Source organism: Methanobacterium formicicum DSM 3637 (assembly GCF_000302455.1).
GTDB lineage: Archaea > Methanobacteriota > Methanobacteria > Methanobacteriales > Methanobacteriaceae > Methanobacterium > Methanobacterium formicicum_A.
The window spans coordinates 171806-184505 of sequence record NZ_AMPO01000005.1 but is presented as its reverse complement, the minus strand read 5'-3'; the positions used below and the strand labels follow the sequence as shown (position 1 = coordinate 184505).

At 38.6% G+C, this 12700-nt stretch carries 14 protein-coding genes; 4 read left to right on the top strand and 10 right to left on the bottom strand.

Annotated elements, in window-relative coordinates:
* Positions 1–2: 2 nt before the first annotated feature.
* The 10 genes from A994_RS07260 to A994_RS07215 all read right to left on the bottom strand — a co-directional run bounded on the left by A994_RS07260 (position 3) and on the right by A994_RS07215 (position 9356).
* Positions 3–893 (bottom strand): CBASS oligonucleotide cyclase, encoded by an 891-nt coding sequence (locus A994_RS07260; RefSeq protein WP_004030743.1) that lies wholly within the window; start codon positions 891–893, stop codon positions 3–5.
* A 49-nt stretch (positions 894–942) separates the two neighbouring features.
* Positions 943–1911, bottom strand: a complete 969-nt coding sequence (locus tag A994_RS07255; protein WP_004030741.1) for a hypothetical protein — start codon at positions 1909–1911, stop codon at positions 943–945.
* Positions 1901–2455: a 7-cyano-7-deazaguanine synthase gene (locus A994_RS07250; RefSeq protein ID WP_004030740.1), complete on the bottom strand. Its 555-nt coding sequence runs from the start codon at positions 2453–2455 to the stop codon at positions 1901–1903. The genes A994_RS07255 and A994_RS07250 overlap by 11 nt, the downstream gene beginning before the upstream one ends.
* A 348-nt stretch (positions 2456–2803) precedes the next feature.
* Positions 2804–3427, bottom strand: a complete 624-nt coding sequence (locus A994_RS07245; RefSeq protein WP_004030739.1) for a cytochrome c biogenesis CcdA family protein — start codon at positions 3425–3427, stop codon at positions 2804–2806.
* Between the two features lie 79 nt (positions 3428–3506).
* A complete protein-coding gene (locus tag A994_RS07240; protein WP_048204134.1) occupies positions 3507–3935 on the bottom strand; it encodes a thioredoxin domain-containing protein in 429 nt (142 codons plus the stop codon).
* 149 nt (positions 3936–4084) lie between these two features.
* Entirely contained in the window at positions 4085–4948 is an 864-nt protein-coding gene (locus A994_RS07235; protein ID WP_048204147.1) for a damage-control phosphatase ARMT1 family protein, read from the bottom strand.
* A gap of 262 nt (positions 4949–5210) precedes the next feature.
* Positions 5211–6236: a site-2 protease family protein gene (locus A994_RS07230; protein WP_004030736.1), complete on the bottom strand. Its 1026-nt coding sequence runs from the start codon at positions 6234–6236 to the stop codon at positions 5211–5213.
* A gap of 23 nt (positions 6237–6259) precedes the next feature.
* Positions 6260–6460 (bottom strand): MoaD/ThiS family protein, encoded by a 201-nt coding sequence (locus A994_RS07225; protein WP_004030735.1) that lies wholly within the window; start codon positions 6458–6460, stop codon positions 6260–6262.
* Positions 6461–6692: 232 nt separating this feature from the next.
* Positions 6693–7616, bottom strand: coding sequence for a TIGR00269 family protein (locus A994_RS07220; protein WP_004030733.1), 924 nt, complete (start codon positions 7614–7616; stop codon positions 6693–6695).
* A gap of 165 nt (positions 7617–7781) precedes the next feature.
* Positions 7782–9356 (bottom strand): dihydropteroate synthase-like protein, encoded by a 1575-nt coding sequence (locus tag A994_RS07215; protein ID WP_004030732.1) that lies wholly within the window; start codon positions 9354–9356, stop codon positions 7782–7784.
* A 543-nt stretch (positions 9357–9899) separates the two neighbouring features.
* On the opposite strand from A994_RS07215, the gene porC reads away from it, so the two are divergent.
* The 4 genes from porC to porB are packed head-to-tail and all read left to right on the top strand — an operon-like array spanning position 9900 to position 12692.
* On the top strand, positions 9900–10424 hold the full coding sequence (gene porC / locus A994_RS07210; RefSeq protein WP_004030731.1) for a pyruvate synthase subunit PorC: 525 nt from the start codon (positions 9900–9902) through the stop codon (positions 10422–10424).
* Between the two features lie 10 nt (positions 10425–10434).
* Positions 10435–10677: a pyruvate synthase subunit PorD gene (porD, locus tag A994_RS07205; protein WP_004030730.1), complete on the top strand. Its 243-nt coding sequence runs from the start codon at positions 10435–10437 to the stop codon at positions 10675–10677.
* Positions 10678–10679: 2 nt separating this feature from the next.
* Positions 10680–11828, top strand: a complete 1149-nt coding sequence (porA, locus tag A994_RS07200) for a pyruvate synthase subunit PorA (RefSeq protein WP_004030729.1) — start codon at positions 10680–10682, stop codon at positions 11826–11828.
* The gene (porB, locus tag A994_RS07195) at positions 11829–12692 is read left to right on the top strand and encodes a pyruvate synthase subunit PorB (protein ID WP_004030728.1); all 864 of its coding nucleotides are present in this window, start codon (positions 11829–11831) and stop codon (positions 12690–12692) included.
* Positions 12693–12700 lie beyond the last annotated feature (8 nt).

Here is a 12700-nt window from a genome sequence, read left to right as displayed (position 1 = left end):
ATTTATCTACCCAATATTTCTGACCATGCTGCCGCTGAACAACTTACATTTGCCCTTTCCATTTTTTCAAAAACTTTATTTAACATATTACTTGCTGCTCTACGTTTTTTCGAATTTTCATTTCCCAAATAACCATCAACATGGAATGATTGATTGCTGCTATCAGTTATTGGTTTTTTCACTATTTCTTTTGCTTTTTCAAAGAAATGAGTAAGCAAAGCTTTTTTAGTTGTTTTTTCCGAATTAGGATACCTTTGAAATGCTTTTATTGCAATAGATTCTATATGATACCCTTTTAATTGCTGATCTTCTGGAAATTGGGAAATTATGCCTTTAGCTAGCTTAATAGCTGGAACAACATTATTATTAATTGATTTATTTACTTCGGTTAATTTACTAGCAAATTTATCTGGTCGTACTACCTTGGACCATTTTGTACCATCAATTGAAGGAATTTTAAATCCTTCCCCCTTTTTCATCGCTGGAAGTATTTGTATTTTATTCCCATCATCAAAATCAATTGTCACTGCTAACTTACCACACTCAATATTAGTATATCCATTTAACGTGCCATTTAATTGTGATGCGATATATTCTAATACATCTTTGGGTGCTGAATCAGTAAGTTCAGTTTTATCAATGAATAATAATGTATCAATATCACTTAAACCATCGACGTATGTATTTTTACTCACAGACCCCCCAAATTTTAGATCAATTGATCCTTCAATTTCTTCTCCAATTATTTTTTTAATTTCATTAAGATGATCTTGTATGGCCTCAATGTCTCTATCATTATAATCTGCCAAAATTTCATTAATTTCAGTTGAAACATCGGTTTCAAATGACCCCCCATCTGTTGTTCTGATAGAATCTCTTACTTCTTCTCGCATATCCCCTGAAAAGGGTATATTTCTTCCACTACCCCCACCACCGATAATATCACTCCCCTAACTCTTTTTGTAACTCATTATATGCATTTTCAAAAAATTCTGAATTGTTTTTGAATATGGCAAAATCTCCAGTATTTTGAAACATTTCTAAGTCTCTTTTAAATTCTATTAAATATTTATAATTTTGAATAATGTTTAAAATGTTGATAATAGATGTATTTTTACGTATACCATGTATTTGAGAGCTAATTCCTTCTGGATAAAATGTTCCCCCCTCATAAAAAGTGAATCTTAACCAACTTAAGCTGTCAAATATATCCGCTCCAGAAAAATAGTATAATGGAGTGGTTATAGTATCTAAACTCCCAAAAATATGTATGGGTATTTCAATACCGTTTTTATCCATTTCTTTTCGAAGTTTAGCTATCGTCACCATTCTTTCAATAATAGAATTACCTAATTCCTTTTCTGTGAATCCTAAAATGTCAAAATAACTTATAGCCTCCATATTTTTGATTATGTTATCTATATCAATTATGGCATTCTTGTCCTCAGCTTTAATTAACAACTCTTTTAATATATCATCTCTGCCATCAAATAGTTTTTTTGCGTTTTCTATCTGTTCTTCAATTTTTTCTCTTTTACTGGGATGATCATAGCTAATCACTGCAGTAGGTACACCATTATCCCATTTATTTAATGAGGTTAAATGAAGATTTTTATTCCAGTCATATGACTCAGGCCTGTAATAACCTATCTCTGAGATAAGATCATCTAACGAACACTCATATCCCCCACTATCAATGAATAATATATCCGCAAACTCAAGGGAAGGAAATTCTTTAGTATAATGAAGATCATATGCGCTTATTAAAATTGGACCACTGATATATTCACCTAAAATCTCTATTATTCCACAAATATCTAAATTTATTCTACTTGAAAACGATTTAATAAGTAGGGGAGTGCTGCAAATTTCATCCCCATTTAACATTAATTTCATTTTTCTAGCTAACATTCAAAGTTCTCCTATCTTTACATGAGTTACATACTCCGCAAGGTTTATTCACTCCATTTTCACAGCTATATGTTAAATGAATTGGAATTTCATTAGCTTTGCAATAATCATATATCATTTGTTTATCCCATTTAAGAAACGGAGCATCTAAAACTATTCTACCATCAGTATATCCATCTAATACTTTTTGAATATCTTTTAAGAATTTTTCAGAACAATCATAATAATAAACACTTGAATGAATACCTAATGATAATATTCCACTAAATTCAGCATGATTAAGAAGTAAAGCAAAAATAAAAAATGCATTTCGCCCTTTTATTTCTCCTTGTGAAAAAATCTTAGAATTTTTAAAAATAAAATTATCTAAACTAATTTTGTAATATTCAGCAATATTTTTAGCGCTTTGAAACTCTTTTTTAGATGTTATTTGACCATAATCTATAAATACAGCTTTAACATCAAAGCCAAGTTTTAGATAATAATTTATACAAGCAGTTGAATCAATTCCCCCACTAAAAAGTACAAGCACATTTTTAGTCATTTGTTCACCAATGAAAAATTATTAACAAAATAGTTGAAACATGTGAATCATTAATCCGCACACGAATAGCTTAAATAAATTTTAAACAACCAAATGAAGATTAAACAGTTCCTCCCCTACATCATTGTTAGCAACAAAAATACAATTCATTATATACACTAATAACATTTAAATACATAACAATATGTTCAATATGATTATACAAATCAAATGAAAATGCACTGAAATTAATTCAAATTTTTATTCAAAAATTCAACGTTTATAAACACATTTTTAATAGAATAGTCTAGAGTAAAAAATCGATTCTAAAGTATCTCAATTAATTGATTTAATAATCTTTTTCTAAAGTCATAAAAAACCAATCAACATATACAAACCCGCAAAAGCAATTATAACCCCTGAAATAATCCTTATCCAATCTGAATATTTTAATATGGCTTTGAAATCTATTTTTGACATTAAAAATGCCATGAGGAGTATGGTTAATGAAAATCCTCCTGCGAAGATGGCCATGTTTATTATACTGTAACCTATGTTTCCGGTTGATGCACTGTAGGTTGCTACTGCAACCACGTAAGGACCGAAACAGGGCGACCATGCCAGGCAGGTTAAAAATCCCATTAGAAAAGATCCAACTATTCCCTTTTCTGAATCAGGAGTATTGGAAATAGAGGGTGCGGAAATATTAAACAGCCTTTTATTGACAATGAACAGGACCCCAATTATAACCAGGATCACTGCAGCGGCTATTCTGAAATATAAAAGATAATAATTTATGGCGGCTGTGAAGATGGCGGTTAGTATGGTTATTAGGGCAAATAGGAGGAAGAATCCCAGACCAAAGGCAACTATCTCTGTATTCTTCCGTTTAAGTAAGGAAAAGCCAACCACGATTGGTATGAGTGGTAGAACGCAGGGTGATACAATTGACGCTACTCCTGCTAAAAAAGATAGTAGAAAACCTGTTTCCATTTTATCCCCTGATAAATACCTCTGAAATTATTTAATCCCACTGGAATTTAACTTAGAATACTAAACCTGAATTAAAATATTAAATCTGACTTAAAAGTTGATCCGGGTTTTGATAGCCAATTATCCTCTTTATCTCATTACCATTGGAGTCCAATATCACCATGGTGGGAAGACTGTAAGCCTGGTACTTAGTACTGAGATCTGGGTTTTCATCCACATCTACCTTTACCAACACGTAACTCTGGTTTAATTTTTCCATAACCTGTGTTGAAGTGTAGGTTCCACTATCCATCTCTTTACAGTAAGAACACCAGTCTGCATAAAAATCCACAAATACAGATTTATTGGTGGCTTTTGCATCGGCTAATGCCTGGTTCAAATCAGTACTCCACTGAAGGGAATTAGAGGAATTTGATTCAGTTTTACTGCCAGTTAAACTTGAAATAGCAACGCCCACTACCAATAACAATATTATAACGACGGATATCAAAATATAATATTTATCCATACCTAAACCTTAGTCTCACTAATTTAATATATTTTTACTAAAATCAAGAATTGTGCTTAGAATTAGAAATAAGTTGATAAATAGAACTGTTTTTAAAATAAAAAATGAGAATTGAAAATTAGAAAAAAAGATTAATTTAATTTAAAGCCTTAATTTAGTTTTAAAACCACATTTCCCCCTAAATCAGCCCCAATATCCTTGGCTACTGGTTGGCATTTTGCATTTAACAGGGAAAAAACAGGTGTATCACCAAGATCCATCTCAGTTAAACCTTCATAATTACCCAATCCCTTGGCTATAACCAGATCAGCATCTTCAAATTCCGCTTTGAAATCATCGGAAAGATCAGGATATACAACTCCTATAGAATCAGTTCCAGTGGTTATTAACCGGGCTACTTCATCCAGACCCACTTCCAGTGCTTCCTTCATGCTGGCATCGTTTAATATTGTACCTTCTTTCAGGGCCACTGTAACTTCAACACCATATTCATGGAGTTTTTTGATGAGTAACTTGTCAAATACTATTTCACCCACGTTATCGGCCAGGTACAGTACGTTTTCTGCCATCTCAAGTTCTGCTTCCAGTTCCTGGGAGTGATCAATGGAGAGATCCTTTTCTACTGTAGACATAACCAGGCCCTCAATGTCCGAATCAAGGCCCAGTGCACCGAAATCAAGTACGTTTCCAGCTATTGCTGCTTTAAGATAAGTTTTAAGTGAATTATCTTTCTCCAGTATCTTCTCCACTTGAGGTAAAAACTGGAGGGCGATCTGGTCTGATTTTTCGCGTAAATCATGGTAGGGATCAGGATTTCCAGTTTCCCTTTTAATGGTGCGGTGTATCCGGGTGCCTAATCGGTTAGCATCGGCTCCTTTTTTATAATCCTGACATAGTATTTTGTTGATCTTCTCTGTTACCTGCATCTTAAGGTCCTCATCATCGGTTGCCAGATCCAGGGCTTCCCTGGTCTGTCTGAGGAAACAGGATGCACATTCATAATGGACTTTCATAGCATCACTTTTTTTACTTACAACTTCATCAGTTTTAATTTCTATGTTTAATGAATAAATTAAGGCTAACAACTACAATTAAGGAATTAAGGCTATTGAAAACTATAGTTAACAGAAGAACTTTAATTATAGGGAATTTGGTTAATAGATGAGTTCTAATGTAGAATAATATTCTAATGTAGAATATCTCCCCTTGATTTGTGATTATCCCGTGTTTATCAACATGAAACTAATGGAAACATCACAGAAATTGCGGGGAGAATCACATGAAATTATTTGGAGCCGGAGATAAGCACAGAACGAAAATGATCAGTATAACCACTGCGATTATCTTTCGTTTACGGTCCATGGGGGCCACGTTATCCAGTGCACCGGGATGACCTTTACCCATCAGGAAAATGAACACCATAAGTGCGGCCATCAGGTACCATCCCAGTATGATGGTGACCATTATTCCCAGGATGGATACGAATTTATGGACACTAACACCGAATAGGGAGCGGGATATGTGTCCTCCATCTAGAAATGCCACTGGCATCAGATTGAGCATGGTAACCAGTATTCCCACCCATCCAGCAAATGCCACCGGGTGCATCATGATCATCTGGCCACTGCTGGCAGCGGGCGCCACCAGGTAGCTGAATAATTGCATGATGAGTGGTGGAGTGAAGGCTATGGCCACATCAGGATTGGTAGCCACTGTGGAATATTTTAACCCAATCAATAGCACCGGAATAGCCACAATAAATCCAGCCAGGGGCCCACTGTATCCCAGATCAAATAAGGCTTTCCGGGTGGGTATAGCAGATTTTATATTGATCAAAGCACCGAAAGTACCGATAATGGTTGGTGCGGGTATGAAGTAGGGTAATGTTGCATCCACACCGTGTTTCCGGGCTGCAAAAAAGTGGGCAAGCTCGTGGGTCCCGATTATGGTCAGAAGGGCTACTGCAAAGGCCACTGCTTTCCACATATCCCCTTGCCCCAGATAGTATCCTGCAAAGAGGGTGGTGCCTATGGTGGCCAGAAGAAGAATTATATTAACATGTATCTTTGATTGACCTTTTTCAGGTTTTCTAGCAACATTTATCCTGTAATGCAAACCATCGGGATTTATGAAAGGAACAAATCCAAATTGATCCAGTTCATTCACTAAGGACTGGAAACTGTGGGGATTGTAATCCCCAACAATGAAGTACGATCCTTCCTTGCTACCTTCACCATTAAAGAATCCTATTATGGGAAAATAATTGGAAATTGATTGTTCAATTAGAGTGAAATCATCCACAGATACACATCCTGGATTAATATTTATCCACCGTAAATTACCTTTATCACTTCAATAATATCTCCATCTTCCACAGATTCCTCTTCAATTATTATAGTCTGGTTTTTCTTGACCACAACGGTTTCTGTGGGTATTTCCAGTATCTGGAGAAGGTCTTTTACTGTTTTACCTTCCTCAATTGTCATATTATTCTCATCTTCTCCAATGATAACCGTTACTTCCATGATTATAAATCTCCAATTAATTAATTATTTTTTTCTATCTAATTTTTATTAATTTCTAAAAAGAATATTTAAGTGATATTCCTATTAATTGTGGTGTACTATTTAAATCAGTTACTTATTAAATCGATTACTACATTTCAGATGATTCACTTCGAGATTTCCTCTCAAATCAGATATTATATAATCGAATAGATACTTTAAATTGAATAGTTTAATTTAAATCTAATTAAACTTATTCCTTTTTCCATTGACTGCGGAAACTGCATGCTTTGCAGAGTTTACCAGCTGCTGGTTCCCCGCATTCTGCACATACTCCTGTAGTGGCTTTTCTGGAAAATTCTTCCTTTAAAACTGGTTTAATCTTGTCAAAACCTCTGAGTGTGGAGTACATTATGGTGGGGTGATCCTGGCTGATGTCTTTAAGGAAGTCCCTAATCTTTGCCCGGAAGGAATCCCCAGCATAGGGGCACCCGGCCAGATGCACTGGTAAATCCCGGGCCACAACATACAAGGCAGTTTCCCTTTCAGGGATCTCCCTGAGGGGTTTGATTTTAACGGTGAATCCTTCATAACTTGATTCTGACTTGACACCGATACGGGTGAGGTTCTGGATGTTCCCCTCCATGTAGTTCATGAGTATGGACTGGGCCTCATCATCCAGGTTGTGTCCTGTGGCTATTTTGGTGGCTCCTTCTTCCCTGGCCACCTGGTTAAAGATCCAGCGCCGGAACACACCACAGTAGGTGCAGGCAATCCTATCACCAGTATCTTCCATTATTTCATCAAGTGTGTGGCCAACGTAATCTTTAAAGGATACAATTCTGTGTTTAACACCGATTAGTTCCGCGTTTTGTGCTGCAATCTCCACTCCATCTTCACGGTAGCCGCAGATACCCTCATCTATGGTTACTGCCACCAGGTCAATGATTTTCCTTTTTCGGAGATTGTTGAGTATGTCCAGGAGCATTACACTGTCCTTACCACCGGATAATGCAACCAGTACTTTGTCCCCTTTTTCTACCAGCTTTTGTTTGCGGATATCTTTCAGGACTTTTTCCTGAACAGTGTTAATGAAACATTCCTGGCAGAGCATCTGTCCCGATTGCTTCCTCTTGATGATGATCTGGGGGTTGCCACATTTATGACATACATCCATTGTTATTTACTCCTGTAATGTGTGAACTTGAAATTTAATTAGTCGTTCTGTTAATTTTATGATAGGTAATTTTGTTTGAATATTTTAGTTCGGATTTGTTTGAATTTAGTTCGGAAAGTTGTAATATTTTAATTCAGAATTTTTTTTAGTTAATTCAGAATTTTTTTAGTACTCCATAAACTCCTCAAAAAGTGGAAAGTCCTGTACATAATTCTTCCCAAGTTTAAGGGCATCTTCTGCCTTTTGGAGTTCCTGTCCAAGATAGGCTGCGTGTTCAATCCTTGAAACCAGTTTCCGGTTTATGATTTCATGGTAGAGTTCCCAGGCAGTCTGCCCGTATATGGCCAGTGTGGGTTGTATCTTCTTATAATGAACCACCCGTATCCTCCCTTCTTCTACGCTGATTTTAAAGCTACCCTTCGGGTCCTGATGGAACTTATACTCAGAACCGGCTTCTATTTCTGGTACATCCACCAGTTCGGGTATTGGTTCTCCTTTGCGTTTGTCCTTGAAGACCAGTAGATTTATACCCAGGTCCTTGGGTATGGATCCCCTCATTTTGGAGAGGAACATCATTTTTGATGAAACTCCCAGTTCCTTCACACTTCCCCTGGTTTTACCACTTTCTTCTGGTGTGAAAAGAATACTGGCCCCCAGTTCCATGGAAATCCCTGCTAAGAGGGCATTTACTCCCACTGAATCAACATCCAGTAGTTCAGTGACATTGCCTATCCCGAAAAATATGGGGCATCCTTCGGTTATGCTTTCCTTGAAATTTCGGCAGGCAATAATGGAATCGACCATGCTTTTACTGTTTACCGGATCCAGTATGGGGTCGGCGATGACATTTATTCCCTTGCATTTTTCCTTTAAATCAATCAATGAGTTTACCCGTTCGTTGGTGGTTTCCGGGACCCATCCCCGCTTGTAATCTGTGGGCAGGATGACTGCGGGGATTTGTTTTTTCTTCAGATCCGGTAAAACTTTCTGGTAATTCCCGTGATCCAGGCTTAAAACCATGTCCACCCCGGAGTCTATTGCCACCAGAAGTTCTTCAGATTGCAGGGTGTCTATGCTCACCGGCACATCCAGGTTCTCCTGTAGAAGATTGACCATGTCAGGTATACGTGATGCCATGTTCTCCCCTGCGACCATTCCAATGTCCACCATGTTTGCCCCTGATTTAACGAAGTACTGGGCACGTTTTAAGAGTTCCTCCTGGCTTAAGATGGGTGCGTTTGCAATTTCAGCCAGCACCCTCATGGGGAAGTCTTCACCCACTGGTAGATCCCCTACCAGTATGTTTTCTGGTTTTTGGAGGAGTTTTTTGGTGTTTTTCTGGTTATTTTCAAAATCCGCAATGTACTTCAGGGCCCTTTTCCTTTGTTCTTCTTCAATGAGTTTATCTGCAGATTTTTTAGTGGATAGATCCAGTTTATCCACCATTTCCAGGACAATATCCAGGTCCGCAGCATCAGTGGATCCTTTGTAGGCCGGTATCCCCGTTTTTTCGGTGATGGGACTTACATCCTTGCGTATGAGTCCAGGAGTGATGATCATATCCAGGGATTTTAATTCACTCTCCGGTAAAGTCCCGAGTTCTGCTATGATCCTTTTTGGGGTTAAAAAGGCAGCTATGGGTGTTTTAACCACGTGCACTTGAACATTGTGATCTGATTTTAAAGATGCGTCTTTTACCAGGTTGCTGGCAAGTTCACCGGTGATTATCAGTATGTTCATTTAATGTACCCACCATTTTTTTAAAAGTAATCCATTTATCCACTAATTTTAGGAGTAATTAACTGTTAGGAGTAATTGATGGAATTTTTGAATTTTAGGAAGTAATCCAATTTAAGGAACTAATCACTTGAGTAATCCATTCAGAGTGATCACCTAAGGAAGTATCCCTTGTGAAATAATCTACTAAATTTTTTAGACTCGGCTAAATTTCAGACATTAATTTACTTCAATGTTACTTTCTATAGTTTCATAGGACTTAAAAATATATAAAGATAAAAAGTTAATTTAACTTAGGTTATCACCAAAAAATCGTGGTGAAAATCTACTGATTTAAGTTCTTTATGGATTGTATTTCTCAAATAAAGAGAGATTATTGGATATGATTAATAAAAACATTATAATTTTAATTATAATCATATTAAACCCCCTTATATCCACTTATGATTTTTGCAAATATGTGCAGCCAACACGTATATATATGAAAATTTATAATGATTATATGTAAATTTATAATGATTAACTATGAGGAATGGAGGTAAATAGATGATCGAAATTCGCTTTCACGGACGCGGTGGTCAAGGCGCAGTTACCGCTGCAGAGATACTAGCAAAAGCAGCATTTGAAGACGGAAAATACTGTCAAGCATTCCCATTTTTCGGTGCTGAGCGAAAAGGCGCACCGGTTATGGCTTTTTCAAGAATAAATGACAAGCCAATTAGAAGAAGATATCAAGTTTATAACCCAGATCATGTACTAGTATTAGACGAAACCCTCATAGAGGCCGTGGATGTATTATCCGGCCTTAAAGATGGAGGCAAAGTCATTGTAAATACTAAGGAAGATTTAAAATTAGGTGATGCAGACGTACACACCATTGATGCTACTGGAATTGCCCTGGACATCCTGGGTGTTCCCATTGTGAACACCGTGATGCTGGGAGCATTTGCCAAAATAATTGGTGGAGTATCACTGGATTCAATTATCAAAATAACCAAAGAAACTTTCCCTGGTAAAATTGGGGAGAAAAACGCTGAAGCAGCGAAAATTGCCTTTGAACAGGCAAAGTAAAGGTGATCTAATGGTATCTATTGGAGCATGTGTTAAAGAACCTGGAAGCACCCGAAACAACAAAACCGGAAGCTGGAGAACCTTCAAGCCCATTCTGGATAAAGAAAAATGTATTGACTGTGGCAACTGTGTTCTTTTCTGTCCGGAAGGATGCATAAACCAGGATTATGATATAGATTATGATTTCTGCAAAGGCTGTGGTATCTGTGCAGAGGAATGCCCAGTTGAAGCAATAAAAATGGAGAGAGGATAAAAATGGTTCAAAAAGTTTTCACATCAAACCGAGCCGTTGCAGAAGCGGTTAAGCTGGCCAAACCAGCAGTAGTTCCTGTTTATCCCATCACTCCCCAAACAACAATTTCAGAATACTTAGCCCAGTTTGTGGCTGATGGGGATTTAAAAGCAGAATACATTAGAGTGGAATCAGAGCACAGTGCAATCAGTGCCGCACTAGGTGCGTCCGGAGCAGGTGTTAGAGTCTTCTCTGCCACATCATCCCAGGGACTGGCCCTGATGCACGAAATACTGTTTGCAGCAGCTGGTATGAGGAGCCCAATAGTATTAGTTGACGCTAACCGGGCATTATCCGCACCACTCAGCATCTGGAATGATCAGCAGGATTCCATATCCGAACGTGACTCAGGATGGCTTCAAATATATGCAGAAGACGCTCAGGAAGCTTTGGACTCTGTTTTAGTAGCTTACAGAGTTGCTGAAGACCGGGATGTTTTACTGCCCTGCATGGTCTGTATTGATGGATACTTCCTAACCCACACTGTGGAACCCTTGGAAGTGCCCAGTCAGGAAGATGTGGACCAGTTCCTACCAGAATACAAACCTTACGCATTCCTGGACCCGGAACACCCCATGTCCATTGGTACTTTCACTGACCCTGAATATTACATGGAAGCCCGTTACGCAATAGAGGCCTCCATGGAAGGATCTAAAAAGGTCCTAGCCAAGGCCTACCATGAATTTGAAGAAGTATTTGGTAGAAAATACGATCTGATTGAGACTTACAAGTGTGATGATGCTGAAATCATCATAGTAGCCATGGGTTCTGTTTGTGGTACTATAAAAGATGTTATCGACGATCTCCGCTCAAAAGGAGAAAAAGTAGGACTCCTGAAAATCAGGGTCTTCCGTCCTTTCCCCAAAGAGGAGATTAAAGAAGTCCTGGAAAAGGCATCTAAAGTAGCAGTCCTGGATAAGAACATTTCATTTGGAATGGGAGGAGTGCTTTACAACAACATTAAAGCCACCACCAACGCAAATGCCTACGGATTCATAGCTGGACTGGGAGGACGGGACATAACCCCCCATTACGTTAAAGAAATCCTTGAAAAAACTAAAAACCCCACCGGTGAGGTGGAGTGGATCGGACTCAAAAAGGAGGAACTCTAAATGGAAATCAGTGAAAAAGAATTCCTGGCCCCAGGACACCGAGGATGTGCAGGCTGTGGAGCCACAGTGGGGGTTAGACTGGCCCTTAAAGCACTGGGCAAAAACACAGTAGCTGTTTCCGCCACCGGTTGTCTGGAGGTTATCACCACCCCCTACCCTGAAACTTCATGGGAAATCCCCTGGATACATGTGGCCTTTGAAAACGCCGCTGCAGTGGCATCCGGAGTTGAAAGGGCACTGAAATCCCAGGGAAAAGATACCCAGGTGGTTGCTTTTGGTGGTGATGGTGGAACTGCAGATATTGGTCTGCAAGCCCTATCTGGAGCCATGGAAAGAGGTCACAACCTAATTTACATCTGTTACGATAACGAAGCATACATGAACACCGGGGTTCAAAGAAGTGGAGCCACACCTTACGGTGCATCCACCACCACCAGCCCCCATGGTAAGGAAAGTTTTGGTGAGGATAAACCCAAAAAGAACATACCAATGATAATGGCGGCCCATGGTGTGCCCTACGTGGCCACTGCCAGTATATCCTACCCCGAGGACTTCATGAAGAAGGTCCAGAAGGCCAGGGAAGTAGATGGACCTGCCTACATTCACCTTCACCAGCCATGTACCACTGGTTGGGGTTTCAACCCATCCAAGACCATTGACCTGGGACGTCTGGCTGTTGAAACCGGTTCATGGATACTTTACGAAATTGAAGATGGAGAATTCCGTGTTACCTACCGTCCTATGCAACGTAAGATGGTGGACGAATACCTAATGGCTCAAAAACGTTTCAAACATCTGACTGAAGTGGAAAGAGAGCATATACAGAAAAACGTGGATGCCATCTGCGCTGAACTCAAAATATAGGAGGCTTA